Raw genomic sequence first — 19,148 nt, forward strand, 5'->3', positions numbered from 1 at the left:
TATGTAAATGAATGATTTAATATTTAATACAAAGATAAATGAAAGCATGTTTCATGGGCTTGGGTTACATCGGACTACCTACAGCCATTATTGCCGCAAAGCACGGCATTCAAATAACAGGAGTTGACATTAATCCTCATGTAGTGAAAATGACCAATGCGGGACATTTGCACATCATTGAACCTGGCATGGAGGAAATGTTACAGGAAGTAGTGAAAGCTGGCATGTTGAAGGCTTCGGTTACACCGGAAGTCAGCGATGCATACTTCATGGTGGTCCCAACCCCGTTCAAGGGAAACCACGAGCCGGATGTGAGTTACGTGGAAGCGGCTACACGTGCCGTATTGCCGTTACTGAAAGAAGGGGATCTTTATGTAATAGAATCCACTTCACCTGTAGGAACTACAGAGGCTATGGCACGCATCATTTTTGGTGAACGTCCGGAATTGGAAAGTAAGATTTTCATAGCCTATTGCCCGGAGCGTGTATTGCCAGGTAATGTGATCTATGAATTGGTACACAACGATCGGGTCATCGGTGGTTTGAATCCTGAATCTACCGAAAAGGCAATAGCATTCTATTCGCAATTTGTGCAGGGCACACTTCACAAGACTAACTGCCGTACAGCGGAAATGTGTAAGCTGACGGAGAACTCCAGTCGCGATGTACAGATAGCTTTTGCCAATGAACTTTCGCTTATCTGCGACAAGGCTGGTATCAATGTTTGGGAACTTATTAACCTTGCCAACAAGCATCCGCGTGTAAATATCCTGCAACCCGGTTGCGGTGTAGGCGGTCATTGTATTGCGGTAGATCCATACTTTATCACTGCTGATTTCCCGGCAGAAAGCAAGTTAATCAGCGATGCACGTGATATTAACAACTACAAGAGTTTCTGGTGTGCTGAAAAGGTGAAGAACGCCATGTTGAAGTTTGAGTTGAAGAATCATCGTAAACCAGTTATAGCCATGATGGGATTGGCATTCAAACCAAATATTGACGATTTGCGTGAAAGTCCGGCGAAGTATATTACCACGAAAGTGATGCAGAGCTGCAACAATGCCGACATTTTGGTCGTAGAACCGAATGTAAAAGAGCACAACGTGTTTAAGCTGACTAACTACTGCGAAGCCTACGACAAGGCAGACATCGTGGTGTTCCTTACGGCTCACAACGAGTTTAAAGAGCTATCTTGGAGGAAGGATAAAATGATATTGGACTTTTGTGGAATATTCAAGAAATAATGGATATTTCTAAATAAGTGCAAATACAATTATCACCGAAACTAATGAAAATTGCACATAAAATAGTTCAAGTACCGGAAATGAAATTTTTATTAAGACCTTTTATACACAATGTAAAAAGGAATAATCAAAATATACATGAGATTTTCCAGGAAAAATCTCATGTATATTTTCGGAGTTTGATAAGATTTTGCCACAAAACAATATCTTTTGCAGCGTATTTACCAATATATTATTGGGGGCGGTTCGTAAAAAAATATCAAAAGCGTTTCGATATAATAATCACCAGTGCCTGATACAAGAATTATGCATCCAAATTAAAATATATACTCGAAAAAATAGGAATTTATGTTTATCCGAAGATTTGAAGTGTTAGCTGGGAATAAGACTTGTGAAGAAACATACAGGAAACGTCATATCGACATAGAATATATCTTACATATATGAAGACTATCCATCATGTCTGTGTGATTTTGGTTACGTTGACGGTACGGTATCGCATTTAGAATTGATGAAAAAAATTCGGTTGGGCAAAATTGGAAGAATCGAATTCCCTATCAGTCACGAAATAACACATTTTTTCGAAAACATAGAATCAACGTATTGGCTAATACAAATGAATGGATCTTGCAAGATATGAACTACTATATAACTTCCTATTCAGACTTTCACGACGATGACACAAAGCCAAGGATGTTTGAATAGAAAGAGGGTAAGGCGATATTAATGCATAGTGAGTATGAGGAGAAGTGGAATATTATTCCTGTATAAAATTCTTTTAGATAATCCTATTATTAGGTGATTTTAGGTTTCAAGATATGAAAGGGTTGAGTTTTATTAAGTCATCTTCAGGCAGAACTCAAAAGGCACAAAAGAATATTTTGGGGATGTTGCTCATAAAAATTTGCAACATCATTATTAATTTGGCTTATGTTCCATTGTTGATTAATAGTTTGAATCAAGATAGATATGGAATATGGTTGACAATTACTACAATTGTTTCTTGGATTGCATTTTTTGACATTGGGTTAGGTAATGGTCTGAGAAATAAATTGGCGGAATCAATTGCTTGTAAAGATGAAATAAATGCTCGAAAATATGTGAGTACTACTTATGGTGCAATGGGAATCTTATGTTTCTTGTTCTTTATCATAGAGGCCTGCATTGTTCCATTTTGCAATTGGAATAGTCTGCTAAACGCTCATTCGATTCCTAATGGTGAACTTACATTATTAATGTTATGGGTTCTTTCAAGTTTAGCATTTCAAATGCTACTAAAACTTCTAAATTCTGTATTGTACGCTTTACAAAAGCCGGCATTATCCGCATTGATATTGATGCTTAGTCAATTGTTCGCTTTCATTGGAATTTTTATTTATACAAATGTTTGCAATGAAGTTTCTCTTTTGAAATTGGGAATGATTATATCAATGGCTCCAGTCGTTGTATTGATGATTTTTTCATTGATACTGTTTAGAAAAATGATACCCCAATATATGCCAACCCCCTCTTTCTTTGAGCGTTCTAAAATAAAAGAGATTGTTATTCTTGGGAGTAAATTCTTTTGGATTCAATTGACGACTTTATTATTATTTCAGTCAAACAACTTGATAATCGCCCATACTTGTGGAAATACTTCTGTGGCTGAGTATAATATTGCCTACAAATACATTGGTTTGATAGAGATGGCCTTTATGATTATCATGACTCCTTTTTGGTCTGCTGCCACTGATGCTTATGCGAGAAAGGATTATCAATGGATTAAAGGAATATTAAAAAAACTACAATTCATTTCATATATAATGATTGCCGCTGGAGGAGTTTTGATTTTATTATCAGATTTTGTATACAAATGGTGGTTATCATCAACTATCAAACCCGATAAATCATTAATGTTTCTTCTATTATTGTATTTCTGCATCCAATTATCATGGGCTAGATATGGGAGCATAATCAATGGTATTGGGTGTGTAAAGCTCCAATTCTATATTACAATGATAGAGGCTTTTGTGCATATTCCATTGGCTTTATTGCTTGGTACTTATTGGGGTGTAAAAGGAGTAATTATTTCACTTATTATATCAACATTTGCCAATACTATTTGGCCTAAGATACAGATCAAAAATATTTTTTTAGGAAAACGAAGTATATGGGTAAAGTAAATTCTATTACAAAGCTAGAAATAGCGATATTTGTTTTTCTCACTATGATGATATCAGGAGCATCGTCCATTGCTAGTAATGATTTTATTAGAATTATAGTTGTGGGATTATTAGCTCTTTATAGCTTTATAAATCATAAGAATTTATATAATAATATTCTTTTTTATTTATTAAGTGGATGGATTTTAATAAACCTAATATCCTCATTATATTTTGGTAAAAATATAGATTTTTTTCCTTTTATAGGGAAAATTGTTTTGATCTATCTTGCATATTTATGTTTATCTTGTTGCAAGGATAACTTTTGGGATAAATATGAGCAATTTTTGTATAAACTGGCGTTAATTTCTACAATATTTTATATCTTATCCTTGTTCTTTCCCAGTATGTTTAATAGCCTTACTTCTGTATTCCGTCCTTTTACCGCTGATATTTTTTATCAGAAGGAGTCTCAGAAATACTATTTCTATGCTTTCTTTTTTACATATATGGGTAATGGAAACTTCAGGAATAGTGGTTTTATGTGGGAACCGGGTGCATATGCGATGATTTTAAATATCTTGATTGCATATAATATATGTCGACAAGGTTTTCAATTGAATAGACACATTAAGGTATATACTATAATCCTTTTAACTACATTTTCCACAGCAGGATATTTGGCATTTTTTATCATTTTGCTACTGTTTCTTTTGAAAGGACAAAATATTTATATAAAAGCACTTATTCTTATCTGTACTGCTTTTTCAATAGGTTGGTTGATGAATGCAGACTTCCTTCTTCCAAAAATCGAAGAATTTATATCCTCCGCACAAAAGGGAATAGTACACCATCAAGGTTACAGGAAACTATATGAAGCCAATAGAATCCTTTCTTTCAAATTGTTGACGGATAAATTTTTGATGTTTCCAATAGGTTGGGGTTGCGTCCAAGATACAACTTCATATATGGCTTTGAAACATATTGTTACTGTTAATGGCTTGGGAAACACATTAGTGACATGGGGTATTTTCGCATTCTCTTTTTTTATGTACTCGATTGGTAATTTTTTCTATCAATATAGGCAGTCAATTATTATTGTTACACTTTCATTATTAGTAGTATGTATTAGTTTTTTTAGTAATCCTATAGAAAATAACATACTACTCTATTTGTTAATTTTATCTCCTTATATCGTAGAATTTAATTGATAAAACATGAATATTGGCATTATTTGTAAATACCCTATTCCGTATGGAATGGCAGCCACAACACGTATCTTCTCATATTCTAAGGGCTTATTAGAATGTGGTGATAAAGTTGATGTATGGTCAATTGCACCTAATAATTTTAACGCGAATAATAATAATGAAGGCGTTTTTAATGGTATATCATATTTTTATTCATTCAGAAGCAAACGATTTAGTAATAAGCTATTCCATGCATATGAAATGATTTATTCTCTTTTTATCTTAGGTGTAAAATTACATAAAAGAGATAAAATTAGAAGATATGACGTGTTTATTATAAGCTCAGATAGTCTCATTTGCCTGCTGTATATGAGGGTATTAAATATATTATTTAAGAGAAAACTTATTTTTATTTTTGATGAGTATCCAACACCTATTAGAGGTAAATTAAAGAATAAAATACCATTTTGGAAAGAAGTGATTTATCGTGTTATTTTAAGTAAATATTCAGGATATATTTCCATGACCGAAAATTTATTGAAATATTATAAAAAAATCACAGACAATCCAGGTATTATAATTTCATCCATTACCGATGTCAATCGATTCCATAATATAATAAAAAAGCCTATAAATAAAACTAAGAAATTAATTTATATGGGAAATATGGAATTATCAAAAGATAATGTAGACAATATTTTGTACGCTTTATCTATCTTGCTAAGAGATAATTATGATGTTCATTTGTATCTTTTTGGAAAACCAAATTTAAAAGATAAATCTATATTGGAAAGGATTATTGAGCAAGAGGGATTAGCAAACAACACAAGTTTTAGATTTGCTCAATATAATGATGTTCCAAAGATTCTATCAGAAGCAGACATTTTAGTTTCCTCCCAACCTGTGACTGTTCGTGCAGACGGAGGATTCCCAACTAAATTGGGAGAATATTTAATGTCGGGTACTCCTGTATTATCAACCAATGTTGGAGAAACATCAAAATACTTTAAGGATGGCGAACATATGTATTTTGCAAAACCAGAATCGCCATTGGATTATGCTAACAAGCTCAAATATATCATAGATAATTATGAGAAAGCATTAGCTGTTGCTAAAAAAGGGAAAATGCTAATAGAGCAATCGTATTCTCATATATCTGCTGGAGAAAAGATGCATAAATTTTTAAAATCATTATAAATAGTATGTCAGTATTCAAAGACAAAGTCCTGTTAATTACAGGCGGTACGGGTTCCTTTGGGAATGCTGTGCTACGTCGTTTTCTTGACAGCGACATCAAGGAAATCAGAATTTTCAGTCGTGATGAGAAGAAGCAGGACGATATGCGTCACCGCTTGCAGAATTCTAAGGTGAAGTTCTATATCGGTAATGTCCGCAACAAGACTTCTGTAGATATTGCTATGCGTGGTGTTGACTACGTTTTTGCCGCCGCCGCTCTCAAGCAGGTGCCGAGTTGTGAGTTTTTCCCTATGGAGGCTACTCGCACTAATGTTCTCGGTACTGGAAACGTTCTTCTTTCTGCTATCGAGCATGGGGTAAAAAATGTTGTGGTCCTTTCTACTGATAAGGCAGCTTATCCTATCAATGCTATGGGTATCAGCAAAGCACTTATGGAGAAGGTTGCGATTGCTAAGGGTCGTGAACTTGGCGAGGGTGCGGCTACTACCATTTGTTGTACTCGTTATGGTAACGTTATGGCAAGCCGCGGTTCTGTTATCCCTTTGTGGGTTGAGCAGATGATAGAGGGTAATCCTATTACTATCACTGATCCGAATATGACCCGCTTTATGATGACTCTTGATGATGCTGTTGACTTGGTTATATACGCGTTTACCCATGGTCATAATGGTGATCTTTTTGTCCAAAAGGCTCCTGCCGCTACTTTGGAGACTCTTGCTACCGCACTGAAGGAAATATATTCTAAGGTTGATCCGAAATATGGAGATACTGAGGTTCGCGTTATTGGTACTCGCCACGGTGAGAAACTTTATGAGACTCTTGTCACTCGCGAGGAGATGGCTAAGGCTATTGATATGGGCAATTATTACCGTATTCCTTGTGATAACCGTGACTTAAATTATGACAAGTTCTTCTCTGAGGGTGATGAGGTGGTTTCTCGTATTGAGGATTATCATAGCCACAATACTCAGCGCCTTGATGTTGAGGGTATGAAGAAGCAGTTGATGCGTCTGCGCTTTATTCAGGAGGATTTGGGCTTGATTGAGAAGGCAAAGGCGCGCGAAATCCGTTCCGAATAGCCGGTGTGTGAAAACCGGCAATCTACTGCGTTGCCATCGACTTCGCAAAGTATTTTTTTTGGGGGGGGAACAATTATTCAAAGTGTTCCCGCTATTGAGAAATCACCAATAGGAAATCTTTTACACACAGGAAGACATTATCTTTCTTTTCCATCATAATTAAATTTTATCTCAATGAAAATATTAGTTACCGGAGCCAAGGGCTTTGTCGGTCGAAATCTTGTTTCGCAACTTTACAATATCCGCGATGGCAAAGCTCGCAATTACGGCATTGACAGTGAGGACTTGGCCGTTTATGAATATGATATTGACAGTGACCCTGCCGACCTTGAGGAATATTGCAAGAATGCAGACTTTGTTTTCAATCTTGCCGGTGTTAACCGCCCGAAGGACAATTCTGAGTTTCTGAAGGGCAATTTCGGCTTTGCGTCGGTGCTTCTTGACACTTTGAAGAAGTATGGAAACACTTGCCCTGTTATGATTTCATCATCTATTCAGGCGGTTCTTGACAATCCTTACGGTGAGTCGAAGCGTGCTGGCGAGCAGTTGATGTTTGAATATTCGGCGGAAACTGGAGCGAAAGTGCTTGTCTACCGCTTCCCGAACGTTTTCGGAAAGTGGTGTCGTCCAAACTATAATAGTGCCATTGCAACTTTCTGCAACAATATAGCGAATGATCTTCCTATTAGCGTCAATGACCCGAGCATTGTTATGAATCTTGTTTATATAGACGACGTTGTTGATGAGATGATAGCGGCACTTAACGGCAACGAGCATTGCAATGAAAACTTCTGTGAAGTTCCAGTCACTCATACCCGCACACTTGGCGAGATTGTTGAGATTATCCGCTCGTTTAAGGATATGCCAGCAAATCTCGGCGTTGCAGATATGGGCGACGGTTTGGCTAAGAAACTCTATTCAACATACCTTACTTATCTGCCGAAGGAGCGTTTTGCGTATCCTTTGAAAATGAACGTCGACGAGCGCGGCAGTTTTACTGAATTTATCAGGACAGCCGATCGTGGTCAGGTTGCGGTGAATATATCCAAACCGGGTATTACCAAAGGTGAGCACTGGCACCATACAAAGGTGGAGAAATTCGTTGTAGTCAGCGGTCACGGCCTTATTCAGATGCGTAAGGTCGATTCAGACGAGGTCGTCAATTTTGAGGTTTCCGGCGATAAAATCGAGGTTGTTGAGACTATCCCGGGATACACTCATAACATTGTAAACCTTTCAGAAACAGAGAATCTTGTAACTCTGATTTGGTGTAACGAGTGCTTTGACCCGAACCGCCCAGATACTTATTTCGATAAAGTAGTAAAATAGCAGGTTATGTTGGTTATCGACAAAGAATTGCTTGACGGGGTAACGGCACAGGCAAAGGCGAGTCCCCGTTTGCGGATGAACTACAATCTGCATGACAGTCTTGAGGCAAAGGCGCAGAGACTGATGAACGCTATGGAACCCGGAACCGATTTGCCGATTCACCGCCATACCCATACTGCAGAAACGTATTTCGTTCTACGCGGTAGAATCAACGTGCTGTTTTACGGTGAAGATGGTCAGTTGGAAGAAAGCCGTGAACTTGACCCCTTGAAAGGATGTTACGGCGTTCAGATTCCTATCGGTCAATGGCATACGATTGAGGTCCTTGAAAGCGGAACGGTAATCTTTGAAGTTAAGGATGGACCGTACACACCACTTACTCCTAAAAATACAATGACAAAATAAAATATTATGGAATTAAAAACTGACTATTCAGATATAAAATTTGCGGAAAACGGCAAGTTGAAACTTTTGATAATTGTAGGAACAAGACCTGAAATTATCCGCCTTGCAGCCGTTATCAGTAAGTGCCGCATCTATTTCGACACAATCCTTGCTCATACAGGCCAGAACTATGACTATAACTTGAACGGCATCTTTTTCAAAGACCTGAAGTTGAAAGAACCAGAAGTGTATATGGATGCCGTTGGCGATGACCTCGGTTCAACAATGGGAAATATCATAAGTGCTTCCTATAAACTCATGTCGCAGGTAAAGCCCGATGCTGTACTTGTTCTTGGCGATACAAACTCATGCCTGTCAGTTATCGGAGCAAAGCGTCTGCACATACCTATCTTCCACATGGAAGCAGGTAATAGATGCAAGGATGAGAACCTTCCGGAAGAGACAAACCGCCGTATCGTCGATATCATCAGTGACGTCAACCTTGCCTATAGCGAGCATGCTCGCCGCTATCTTGCAGAATGCGGATTGCCGAAGGAGAGGACATACGTTACCGGTTCACCAATGGCGGAAGTCCTTCATAATAATCTTGAAGAGATTGAGGCAAGCGACATTCATAACCGTCTCGGCCTTGAAAAGGGCAAATATATCCTTCTTAGCGCCCACCGTGAGGAGAATATCGACTCAGAAAAGAACTTCACTTCATTGTTCCGGGCAATCAATGCGATGGCAGAGAAGTACGATATGCCGGTGCTTTATAGTTGCCACCCAAGAAGCCGCAAACGCCTTGCCGCAAACGGATTCCAATTAGACAAAAGAGTAATTCAGCACGAGCCTCTCGGATTTCATGATTATAACTGTCTCCAGATGAACGCATTTGCCGTTGTCAGCGACAGTGGAACATTGCCAGAGGAGAGTTCATTCTTCACATCAGTAGGCCATTCGTTCCCGGCAATCTGCATCCGCACGAGCACAGAGCGTCCGGAAGCCCTCGACAAGGCATGCTTCATATTGGCAGGCATTGACGAAAAATCATTGCTTCAAGCGGTTGATACAGCCGTAGAGATGAACAAGAATCAAGATAACGGCATTCCAGTGCCAAACTATGTTGATGAGAACGTATCAACAAAGACCGTTAAACTCATCCAAAGTTACACCGGCGTTGTCAATAAAATGATATGGAGAAAATAATTAAGAATTTTACCTAAATCATCAATAAATAATGAAAGTTCTTTATTCTCATCATGGCATGAAAGGAAAAAATGGATGGGGACGAACCTTTTATATGGCACAAGGATTAGCAGATTTAGGACATGATGTGACCTTATTAACAATCAATCCTAAATGTTCATTCTTTAAGATAAATACTATTATCTATCAAGGTGTTAAAATAAAAGTACTACCAGACTTTTTTCCTGCCAAAATGAAATCCTCAGGTTTTGCTATTTGGAGTACTTTATTTGGATTGATATACTCGATGTTCCATAAATTTGAAATATGTATAGCAGATTGTGGACATAGATTTACTTCCTTACCTTGTAAATTAAATAGATTTATTTATCATTCTGTTTATATTTCTGAGTGGTGGGATTTCTTTGGTAAAGGAGGTTATATTAAAAAGAAAAGTAGATTGTTTAGGTTAACATACGGTAGACTGGAATGCTATAATGAACTCAACGATAAAAGAAAAGCTGATGCTATAGTCGTATTATCTACTTTTATGAAAGATAGGGCTGTTGAAAATGGAATTGACTCAGAAAAAATTTTTATTGTTCCTGGTGGGTCTATAGTGAAAGATGTAAAGCCGTTATATCCATCCTATTCATCTGTTGAAAAACGAAAAATAAATATAGCATACATTGGCATTAATAATCACGAAATTGATTTGATAGCTCCGTTTATAGAAGCATTGAAATGTGAAAATGTTAAAAACAGTTACAGGTTGATTCTATATGGGAATACTATCTCAAACGAAAAGTGGAATCAATTAGGATTGTCTGAAATTGCTGAATATAGAGGATGGTTAGATTATTCTAAAGATGTTTCTACCTTAAAAGATATAGATGTGTTTTTGCAATTATTAGATGACAACAATGTTTCTAAAGCTGGATGGCCTAATAAATTAGGTGATTATTTAGCATTTGGGAAGCCCGTTATATTGTCACCTTATGGTGATATAATTGATTTTGTAAAAAATGAAAAAGGTTTTTTTATAGTAGAATACAATAAATACTCGATATTAAAAATTTTACAAGAAATTAAAGATATACCTTATAGCGATTTAAAGACCATGGGGTACGCTAATAGGCAATTAGCGGAAAAAATCTCATGGAAAAATAGAGCAAAAAATATAGAATATATATGCAATAAAATTAGATTTAATAATGAAACTGTCAAGAATTAAAAAACTTGTCTTCCTTCATTTACAGCATTTGCCAATGAAGTCAAGGGGTTGGAGACCAACGCTTTGTAAATGGGGGGGGTAAACATCAAATGCCCTAAAAAGACCTTCATCGGAGAGGACGTTATTTTCGACACAAATTATCCCGAAGATATTGTCATTGAAGAGGGCGTGCGCCTGACTGTCGGCGTCCGGATTGTAACGCATTTCATGAACCCGAAGACAGGCAGTTATGACCGCGGTCAAGTGCATGTTGGCAAAGGAGCCTACATTGGCATGGGAACAATGGTTGTCAAGCCGGTCACAATCGGAGAAGGGGCAATCGTAGGCGCCGGGGCAATAGTGACGAAAGATATACCGTCAAACGAAGTATGGGCAGGAAACCCCGCCCGCTTTATCAGAAAACGATAAAATTATGCCAAACGCAATATTTTTTTACAGAATACAGAGGTGGTTATACTTACACCACATTCCATTTTTACCTAAATTAATTCAACTATTAATTTTTCTGATTTACAACACTAAAATTACTGCTGATTCAAAAATCGGTAAAGGATCTTATTTTGTTTGTAAAGGAATTAGCACTGTACTAATCCCAGGAACGGAAATTGGAGAAAACTGCGTATTAGGTTTACGATTCTCAACAGTAAGAAAATTTCCATATAAAAACGTTCCTAAAATTGGCAATAACGTTTTTATCGGTCCAAACGTTGTAATCTGTGGACCAGTAGAAATTGGTGATAACTGTATTGTTGCAGCTAATTCGTTTGTTGATAAATCATTAAGGGGGGGGGTAATTGTTGCAGGCTCTCCTGCTAAAATAATCGGATATACTAAAGACTTAAACTATAATATTTCTTCAAATCAAAAAGATTTAGATGGAATAGCACCATATCTGCAACCAAAAGAGTAAATCAAAAGTTGCAATCGGATATAGTTTTAAAAGGATAAAACTATGTTGAATGCAATCTCTTTTTATCGGGTATCAAGGTGGCTGTACTTGCACCACATTCCTGTACTGCCAAAATTGATAACATTGCTTATTTTCCTAATTTACAACAGCAAGATTCCATACCAGGCAAAGATTGGCAGAGGGTCAACTTTTGGATACGGAGGTATGGGTGTTGTTATCCATTCTAAATCAATTATAGGGGTAAACTGCACTATATGTCAGCAAGTTTCCATAGGGGGGTAATTCAAGATTTCCAGAAGTACCAGTGATAGGTAATAATGTTTATATTGCGAAAGGTTCTATCGTTATGGGTGGTATAACAATCGGAAACAATGTTACAATAGGAGCAAACGCAGTCGTAACCAAACCAATTCCCGATAATGCTATCGTTGCAGGCGTACCCACCAAAATTCTAAGGACTAAAGAATAACATAATATGCATAAAGTTATCAACTCTTTTCGCTTGCTGAAGGAGTATTGCGAGAATGAGGGGTTCAAGGGTTGGGATCCCTATGACGGACTTAACTCGAAGGTTTTTCAGGCGTTGCCGTTCCTGAAGAAGTCGGCAATCTGCCGCCTGGTTGTTATCCAAGGATTTAAGCGCTGCCCAGTCAATCTCCGCAGGCTTGCGCTTGTCCCCAAGGAATATAATGCCAAGGGCATCGGGCTTTTCCTTTCCGGTTACTGCAACCTATATAATGCAGTTAAGGCAAACCCCAAACTTGCGGAAAGCCTCGGCTCTCCCGATTCCCTGAAATCACGGATTAACGAACTGGCTGAACTGTTGATCTCTCTACAATCAAAAGGTTACAGCGGTGCTTGCTGGGGATATAACTTTGACTGGCAGGCTCGCAGACTTTTCCTTTTCCCAAAGTTTACTCCAACCGTTGTTGCGAGCAATTTCTGTGCAACCGCTCTTATGGAAGCATACGAAATTACCAGAGAGAAAAGGTTTCTTGAAATCGCTCTCAGTGCGGCACATTTCGTTATCAACGACCTTCACCGCACGGAATATAAGGACGGATTCCTATTCTCTTACAGCCCGTTGCAGGGAAACGACACTGTCTTTAACGCCTCACTGCTCGGCTCAAGGCTGCTTAGTTTTTGCTACAAGTACACAGGCAACGAGGAATACTGCGAACTTGCAGAGCAAAGCATAAAGGCATGCTGCTCAGGTCAAAAGCCAAACGGTGCATGGGTATATGGCATGCTACCCGTTCAGAGTTGGGTTGACAGTTTTCATACAGGCTATAACCTTGATGCGCTTATTGCATATCAGGAGCTGACAGGCGACAATAAGTATCGCAAATATATTGAGAAGGGCTTTGAATATTATATTCAAAACTTCTTTGAAGCCAACGGAATGCCAAAATACTACGACAACCGCACTTATCCCATCGACATTCACTGCCCGGGGCAGTTGCTCGTAACGCTCGCAAGGTTGCACAAGATCGAAGAATACAAGGAAATTGCAGAAAAGGTCATTGATTGGACTATCCGCAATATGCAAGACCGGAAAGGCTATTTCTACTACCAGTTAAAGCCGGGGATAAGTTCAAAAATATCATATATGCGTTGGAGCAATGCGTTTATATTTAATGCTATGAGCCATTATTTACTTGCCGAATAATATTTTAATCTTATGGATAAAGTTTCATTAAACGGGGTCGAAATATTCCCTTTCGACTCCGAACAGCAACTATTGCATTATGTGGACACGCATAAGGGCATATTGGTAGCGATCAATGCAGAAAAGATATTGCATGCCACGGAACAGACACGTGCCATTATCAATCGAAATATTGGGTATTGTGATGGAGCCGGTGCACAAATGGCTTTAAAGCAGAAAGGTTATAAAGATGCCTGTAAGATTCCCGGATGTGAACTATGGCTAAAGATTATTACTCGCTTTTACAAGGAAAAGACATTCTATCTGGTTGGTGGAAAACCGCAAATCGTAAATGAGACCGTAGAGAAACTGTGTTCTGAATATCAGGATATCCGAATAGTGGGTTATCGTAACGGCTATATCAAGACGGATGAAGAGAAACGACGATTGATAGACGATATTGTGGAGAAGAAACCGGATGTGGTATTCGTGGCTATGGGGTCGCCAAAGCAGGAATTGCTGATGGAGGAGATACAGCAACGGCATCGCGCTATCTTCCAAGGCTTGGGTGGCAGTTTCGATGTCTATACAGGTCATGTGCAGCGCGCACCGAAATGGTGGGTGGAGCATAACCTGGAATTTGCTTATCGCTTGATAAAAGAACCCAAAAGAATTAAACGTCAGATCCACTTGGTGAAATATGCTTGGTGGCTGATGAAGAAAAAATTATAAACAGAGGATATATGAAGAAAGTGATGTTGGTCTTCGGCACCCGTCCGGAGGCAATCAAGATGGCTCCGCTGGTGAAAGAATTCCAGAAACAGCCAAAACGGGTAGAGACTGTGGTGTGCGTAACCGGACAGCATCGGGAAATGCTGGATCAGGTGTTGAAGATATTCGACATCAAACCGGATTATGATTTGAATATCATGAAGCAGGGACAGGATCTGTATGATGTGACCGCTCGTGTGCTGACCGGTATGCGTGATGTACTGAAAGAGGTAAAGCCCGATGTGGTATTGGTACATGGGGATACTACCACTTCTACAGCTGCAGCTTTGGCTGCTTTTTATCAACAGATACCGGTGGGACATGTGGAAGCTGGTTTGCGTACACATAATATTTATAGCCCATGGCCGGAGGAGATGAATCGGTTGTTGACGGGGCGTCTGGCGACCTATCATTTTTCTCCCACTCCGTTAAGTCGTAATAATCTGATTAAAGAGAGCGTTGATGACCGCAATATCATTATAACTGGTAACACAGTGATTGATGCACTTTATTGGGTAGTGGATAAAATCAAGAACAACAAGGAGCTAGATAATGAATTGGAAGATATATTGAGCAAAGCGGGTTATGATGTAAACCGCTTGAACAATGGCAAGAAGCTGGTATTGATTACGGGGCATCGTCGTGAGAATTTTGGTGACGGATTTATCAATATGTGTACAGCTATTAAAGATTTGACGGTTAAATATCCAGATTTGGATTTTGTTTATCCTATGCACTTGAATCCTAATGTACGCAAGCCGATTCATGAGGTGTTCGGGGAGAATCTGTCCGGCTTAAAAAATATGTTCTTCATTGAACCATTGGAGTATTTGAGTTTTGTGTATCTAATGGAGAAGAGCAGCATCGTATTGACAGATAGCGGTGGCATTCAAGAGGAAGCTCCGGGACTGGGTAAACCGGTATTGGTGATGCGTGATACCACGGAGCGACCAGAAGCATTAGATGCCGGAACGGTGAAACTGGTAGGTACGGACTATAATAAGATTGTAAACGAAGTATCATCTTTGATTGATGATAAAGCAGCTTATGAAAAAATGAGTAAGGCTGTAAATCCGTACGGTGACGGATTAGCCTGCGGACGTATTGTAAATGCATTGTTATATAGGATATAAGCTGAGCTATGAAGCTGATGCTGAAAAAATATTTTTACAAATCGAAATACTTGTTATTACTTATGGTTTGCATTACCAAGAGCTAATAAACTTAAAGTGAAAGTTTTTTCTGGAGTTGAACTTCATTATCGGGACTTGTTTCATGGTAAGATATACGAATTGTTGCAAAAACTAACATCGGGTATAAAATGAAGAATGATAAACGAAAAAAGGAAATTTTTCGGTGGATATTCCTCGGAGGACTTTTGTTGTTTGTGACTTTTCCTGTTTTTACGCAGTAAATACAAGAATGAGTGGATTGATTTATGTGCCGAGCACGGACATAGATGATGGAGGAAAAACTCGCATAGGTGGTCACTTTTTCAGAAAAGAGTTCCTGCCCGATGTCAGCTTGAATTCGTTAGGAAAGTGGATGTATCATACAGGCAATCATTTTTTGAGCATCATTCCTTTTTCATAGATTGAGCTGGAATTATTTGTACTATACAGAAAAAATTAAAAGACAGCAATATAGATAATATGGATTTTGATCACAAGAATTGATATTTATCTAAAAGAATCAGGCCTATCAAAGAAAACGAATGATGATCATGTATTGCTATTGGAAGTAATGATCACATTACGACGAGTGACAAGGTGAAAAGAGATGATTGGCCGGATAATAGAAGAACCATATTGGGGAACTATTATGTTGCTGCCACTAAATATACGAAAAAAAACATATCATAGGTTTCTATGTCACCTACCGAAAATGAAAACGTGATTACAATTAAATGGAATGGAGTGGCAGACTGTATGACTTATCAGTCCTCTTTGCAAAACGGGAAATATTCTTCGGAAGGTATATGCTTTTACATCAACCTACTGTAAAATACTAATCAAGAAAATAATAAGGATGCCTACAGTCGTTGTCCGTTTTGAGACTTGTAAGAAAGCCATAGGGTACGGTACGGTTTATTACCGTATCTACAAAGGACATAACCGACGTATGGAATTTTCTTTCCACCTTCACCTACCAACTTCTTCTTGGGATGAAACCACAAAGACAATCCGGGGAGAGCATCCCAAAGCCTGTCTCTTTCGTGCTCAGATGGAAGCGGATCTTCGGCTTTTGAACCGGATTATAACGGAAGATGTTACCGGTCGACTGACAATGGGCGATATGATAGCCCTCTTTAAACATCAAAGGACAATAATCAAATGAACTTTTGACTTGTAAGTCAATAGGATGGTACCGTCTTTGACAGATTGCTATCACCGTCTAGGTTTTCAGGTAACAGAATCCGAAGATGGATTACGGATAGGCTTCAAACCGGGAATGGCACATGCTATCGTGAAGGAGATTTGGAACGAGCAGCCTTTGACCCGTTCGGATGTTGAAAGGTTTTATGAAAAGCTTTCTTCACTGAACAAAGGATATCGAAATCTCTATTTCAGGATCGTGGCGCACGGTGGATTCCTGCCGGAGGCATTGGACTTTGAACTGCACGGGCTGACCGTTTCGGATGAAAGCTATATTGAAAGCCTCTTGTCCGGAAGACATGTGGAGCTTTATCCGCATAACGAAGCGGCTTACAGGGCGATCATGCGGGGATTCAAACAACACCGTATCGGTACGGTCGTGCAGGCTACCGGAACAGGGAAATCCTATTTGCTGGCACGCTATATCGCAGATCATGCAAAGGAAAATATATTGGTCTTTGCTCCGAACATCACGATTCTGGATGAGATCCGGAAAGCCGTCGGATTCTCCATTCCGCAAGTGACGTACCGGACATTCCAGTCACTGATTCGTAACCGGGAGGACAATGGGTTGTTACGGGCAGATCATATTCTTATTGATGAATTCCATCATTTCGGGGCGGAAATTTGGGGAAGTGCCTTGCAGGAAGTGATAGAAAACAATCCCTGTGCCTATGTCCTGGGAACATCGGCAACGCCAATCCGTCCGGAAGGAATGATCGATACGGTGGATCTTTATTTCGAAGGAAATTTGTTTTATGAACTTACCTTGCCGCAAGCTTGGTATTACAATATCTTACCAGTGCCGATCCTGGTACAAAGTGCTTACGGGCTGGACAACGAACTGGATCGGCTGCAAAGAAAGCTGGAACGCAGCGGTTGTTCAGTCCGCCGGAGAGAGCGCATCCAAAAGAAACTGGACCTGGCGCGGGTCGATTTCAAAGGTGCTTTGGGCGCGTCGTCGGTGATCCGGAAGTTCCTACCCGAAAGCGTACGCAAACTGCTGGTTTTCTGTCGCGACCTGGCCGATCTCAGACAGATGGTGCCGGAAGTGTGCGACTGGCTCACACAGGCAGGCCGATCGATTACGCCATTTGAAATCCATCATGCGCAAAGCGAGCAGGAGAATCAGCGGCTGTTGGCCGCTTTCCGAGAAGAGTCGGACCGGTTACACGTACTCTTTTCCGTCAATATGCTGATCGAAGGATTGCATGTCGAGGGAGTGGATGCCGTCTTGTTCCTGCGGCGCACCGAATCTTACATTGTCACCCTGCAACAGCTGGGGCGCTGTCTGGATGCCGGAAGCGGGAAACAGCCGGTCGTCTTGGATTTCGTGAATAACCTGTCGGGTAAATCGGTCTACGACGTGATGGCGTGCCACTGGGAGCGACTCTCTTATCTTCCATCGCCCCACGGATTTGAAAGAACAACCTCGTTCCTCGCTACCGGCTATTTGTCGGATATCCGGCTCCGCATCGAAGAGATCCTGGCCGAGCTGGAACCATGGCAGATTATGTACGAGCGGCTGGTCGAGTTCCACCGGGAAGAGAACGACTGGCCTTCAGTGACGGAAGGGAAACTGGGCCTTTGGTGCAACACGCAACGCATCGCCTACAAACGAGGCTGTCTTGCCAAGGAACGGTGCGACCAGCTTGATGCAATCGGTTTTGAGTGGAATCAGCTCGACTCCAAATGGATGAGGGAATACCATGCATTGAAAGTCTTCTTTGATACCTGCGGACGCTGGCCCAAACGTGAAGACGGCCCGCTTGCGACCTGGTGTTATACCCAGCGGGAAAGACGGAAGGATGGACGTTTGAGCAAAGAGCGCATCCGGGCTTTGAATGAGATCGGCTTTGTCTGGAATCAGAACCTCCAAGGGGAATGGATGAAGAACTACGAGGAGCTGAAGTCTTTTGTCAGAAAATATCGGCGTTTCCCTAAATCGACGGAAGGGAATTTGGGCGGATGGTGCCATACACAACGGAAAATGCGTAAACAGGGAAAGTTACCCAATGACCGCCGGCTCCTGTTGGATAAAATAGGATTTGTCTGGTCGGCGGAACAGGTCTGGCAAGGCAACTTCGAACAATTGTGCCTGTTCCATAACCTGCAAGGACGATGGCCGGGATGCCGTGAAGGAGCATTGGGACGCTGGTGTACCATTCAAAGACGGGATTACCGCAAGGGGAACATGTCAGACGAGCGAAAAGCACAATTGGAAAGAATCGGTTTCCCTCTTGCCTGATATGGAATATATTCGATTCTATCCGTTATGAAAGTTGTCTATTCAATTATAATCAACATTGGAACAGTGTCTGTCATTACCCGGATTTGGAACTGCCAGCATACGGGTGGAACCAACTGATAAAACCGGAATAAGACCAATCTCATAAAGTAAATCGTTATTGATTCATCCCAATATGGAAGCCCTTGTCTGAAGCCGGTTATCGGAGAA

17 protein-coding genes are annotated in these 19,148 nt (G+C 39.9%); all 17 read left to right on the forward strand.

The window, feature by feature from the left end; all coding sequences use genetic code 11:
• Positions 1 to 38 precede the first annotated feature (38 nt).
• Entirely contained in the window at positions 39 to 1,244 is a 1,206-nt protein-coding gene (wecC, locus tag ITJ87_RS08110; protein WP_005636852.1) for a UDP-N-acetyl-D-mannosamine dehydrogenase, read from the forward strand.
• Between the two features lie 818 nt (positions 1,245 to 2,062).
• Positions 2,063 to 3,406, forward strand: a complete 1,344-nt coding sequence (locus tag ITJ87_RS08115; protein ID WP_152635387.1) for a lipopolysaccharide biosynthesis protein — start codon at positions 2,063 to 2,065, stop codon at positions 3,404 to 3,406.
• The gene (locus ITJ87_RS08120; RefSeq protein WP_005636858.1) at positions 3,394 to 4,596 is read left to right on the forward strand and encodes a hypothetical protein; all 1,203 of its coding nucleotides are present in this window, start codon (positions 3,394 to 3,396) and stop codon (positions 4,594 to 4,596) included. The genes ITJ87_RS08115 and ITJ87_RS08120 overlap by 13 nt, the downstream gene beginning before the upstream one ends.
• Positions 4,597 to 4,602: 6 nt before the next feature.
• Positions 4,603 to 5,772, forward strand: coding sequence for a glycosyltransferase (locus ITJ87_RS08125; RefSeq protein WP_005636860.1), 1,170 nt, complete (start codon positions 4,603 to 4,605; stop codon positions 5,770 to 5,772).
• Between the two features lie 5 nt (positions 5,773 to 5,777).
• Entirely contained in the window at positions 5,778 to 6,851 is a 1,074-nt protein-coding gene (locus tag ITJ87_RS08130) for a polysaccharide biosynthesis protein (protein WP_005636862.1), read from the forward strand.
• 174 nt (positions 6,852 to 7,025) lie between these two features.
• The gene (locus tag ITJ87_RS08135; protein WP_005656928.1) at positions 7,026 to 8,180 is read left to right on the forward strand and encodes a capsular polysaccharide biosynthesis protein CapF; all 1,155 of its coding nucleotides are present in this window, start codon (positions 7,026 to 7,028) and stop codon (positions 8,178 to 8,180) included.
• Positions 8,181 to 8,186: 6 nt separating this feature from the next.
• Positions 8,187 to 8,585 (forward strand): WbuC family cupin fold metalloprotein, encoded by a 399-nt coding sequence (locus ITJ87_RS08140; RefSeq protein WP_005636866.1) that lies wholly within the window; start codon positions 8,187 to 8,189, stop codon positions 8,583 to 8,585.
• 6 nt (positions 8,586 to 8,591) lie between these two features.
• On the forward strand, positions 8,592 to 9,773 hold the full coding sequence (wecB, locus tag ITJ87_RS08145; protein WP_005636869.1) for a non-hydrolyzing UDP-N-acetylglucosamine 2-epimerase: 1,182 nt from the start codon (positions 8,592 to 8,594) through the stop codon (positions 9,771 to 9,773).
• Between the two features lie 31 nt (positions 9,774 to 9,804).
• Positions 9,805 to 10,986, forward strand: coding sequence for a glycosyltransferase (locus ITJ87_RS08150; RefSeq protein WP_005636871.1), 1,182 nt, complete (start codon positions 9,805 to 9,807; stop codon positions 10,984 to 10,986).
• Between the two features lie 69 nt (positions 10,987 to 11,055).
• Complete coding sequence (locus tag ITJ87_RS08155) at positions 11,056 to 11,394, forward strand: acyltransferase (RefSeq protein ID WP_005656926.1); 339 nt, start codon at positions 11,056 to 11,058, stop codon at positions 11,392 to 11,394.
• Positions 11,395 to 11,398: 4 nt separating this feature from the next.
• Complete coding sequence (locus ITJ87_RS08160) at positions 11,399 to 11,896, forward strand: serine O-acetyltransferase (protein ID WP_007219052.1); 498 nt, start codon at positions 11,399 to 11,401, stop codon at positions 11,894 to 11,896.
• A gap of 346 nt (positions 11,897 to 12,242) precedes the next feature.
• Positions 12,243 to 12,365, forward strand: coding sequence for a hexapeptide transferase family protein (locus ITJ87_RS18660; protein ID WP_005840881.1), 123 nt, complete (start codon positions 12,243 to 12,245; stop codon positions 12,363 to 12,365).
• Positions 12,366 to 12,371: 6 nt separating this feature from the next.
• Positions 12,372 to 13,565: a glycoside hydrolase family 88 protein gene (locus tag ITJ87_RS08170; protein ID WP_005636881.1), complete on the forward strand. Its 1,194-nt coding sequence runs from the start codon at positions 12,372 to 12,374 to the stop codon at positions 13,563 to 13,565.
• 12 nt (positions 13,566 to 13,577) lie between these two features.
• Positions 13,578 to 14,276, forward strand: a complete 699-nt coding sequence (locus ITJ87_RS08175) for a WecB/TagA/CpsF family glycosyltransferase (RefSeq protein WP_005656920.1) — start codon at positions 13,578 to 13,580, stop codon at positions 14,274 to 14,276.
• 11 nt (positions 14,277 to 14,287) lie between these two features.
• Complete coding sequence (gene wecB / locus ITJ87_RS08180) at positions 14,288 to 15,448, forward strand: non-hydrolyzing UDP-N-acetylglucosamine 2-epimerase (RefSeq protein WP_007219053.1); 1,161 nt, start codon at positions 14,288 to 14,290, stop codon at positions 15,446 to 15,448.
• 895 nt (positions 15,449 to 16,343) lie between these two features.
• Positions 16,344 to 16,652: an Arm DNA-binding domain-containing protein gene (locus ITJ87_RS08185; protein ID WP_152635388.1), complete on the forward strand. Its 309-nt coding sequence runs from the start codon at positions 16,344 to 16,346 to the stop codon at positions 16,650 to 16,652.
• Between the two features lie 24 nt (positions 16,653 to 16,676).
• Entirely contained in the window at positions 16,677 to 18,938 is a 2,262-nt protein-coding gene (locus tag ITJ87_RS08190) for a Helicase associated domain protein (protein ID WP_005636894.1), read from the forward strand.
• The last annotated feature ends 210 nt before the right edge of the window (positions 18,939 to 19,148 follow it).

This window comes from Bacteroides sp. HF-162 (assembly GCF_015679285.1).
Lineage (GTDB): Bacteria > Bacteroidota > Bacteroidia > Bacteroidales > Bacteroidaceae > Bacteroides > Bacteroides uniformis.

Coding starts and splice junctions, on each gene's coding strand:
- wecC (WP_005636852.1), top strand. CDS start 39: ATGAAAGCATGTTTCATGGGCTTGGGTTACATCGGACTACCTACAGCC.
- ITJ87_RS08115 (WP_152635387.1), top strand. CDS start 2,063: ATGAAAGGGTTGAGTTTTATTAAGTCATCTTCAGGCAGAACTCAAAAG.
- ITJ87_RS08120 (WP_005636858.1), top strand. CDS start 3,394: ATGGGTAAAGTAAATTCTATTACAAAGCTAGAAATAGCGATATTTGTT.
- ITJ87_RS08125 (WP_005636860.1), top strand. CDS start 4,603: ATGAATATTGGCATTATTTGTAAATACCCTATTCCGTATGGAATGGCA.
- ITJ87_RS08130 (WP_005636862.1), top strand. CDS start 5,778: ATGTCAGTATTCAAAGACAAAGTCCTGTTAATTACAGGCGGTACGGGT.
- ITJ87_RS08135 (WP_005656928.1), top strand. CDS start 7,026: ATGAAAATATTAGTTACCGGAGCCAAGGGCTTTGTCGGTCGAAATCTT.
- ITJ87_RS08140 (WP_005636866.1), top strand. CDS start 8,187: ATGTTGGTTATCGACAAAGAATTGCTTGACGGGGTAACGGCACAGGCA.
- wecB (WP_005636869.1), top strand. CDS start 8,592: ATGGAATTAAAAACTGACTATTCAGATATAAAATTTGCGGAAAACGGC.
- ITJ87_RS08150 (WP_005636871.1), top strand. CDS start 9,805: ATGAAAGTTCTTTATTCTCATCATGGCATGAAAGGAAAAAATGGATGG.
- ITJ87_RS08155 (WP_005656926.1), top strand. CDS start 11,056: ATGGGGGGGGTAAACATCAAATGCCCTAAAAAGACCTTCATCGGAGAG.
- ITJ87_RS08160 (WP_007219052.1), top strand. CDS start 11,399: ATGCCAAACGCAATATTTTTTTACAGAATACAGAGGTGGTTATACTTA.
- ITJ87_RS18660 (WP_005840881.1), top strand. CDS start 12,243: ATGGGTGGTATAACAATCGGAAACAATGTTACAATAGGAGCAAACGCA.
- ITJ87_RS08170 (WP_005636881.1), top strand. CDS start 12,372: ATGCATAAAGTTATCAACTCTTTTCGCTTGCTGAAGGAGTATTGCGAG.
- ITJ87_RS08175 (WP_005656920.1), top strand. CDS start 13,578: ATGGATAAAGTTTCATTAAACGGGGTCGAAATATTCCCTTTCGACTCC.
- wecB (WP_007219053.1), top strand. CDS start 14,288: ATGAAGAAAGTGATGTTGGTCTTCGGCACCCGTCCGGAGGCAATCAAG.
- ITJ87_RS08185 (WP_152635388.1), top strand. CDS start 16,344: ATGCCTACAGTCGTTGTCCGTTTTGAGACTTGTAAGAAAGCCATAGGG.
- ITJ87_RS08190 (WP_005636894.1), top strand. CDS start 16,677: ATGGTACCGTCTTTGACAGATTGCTATCACCGTCTAGGTTTTCAGGTA.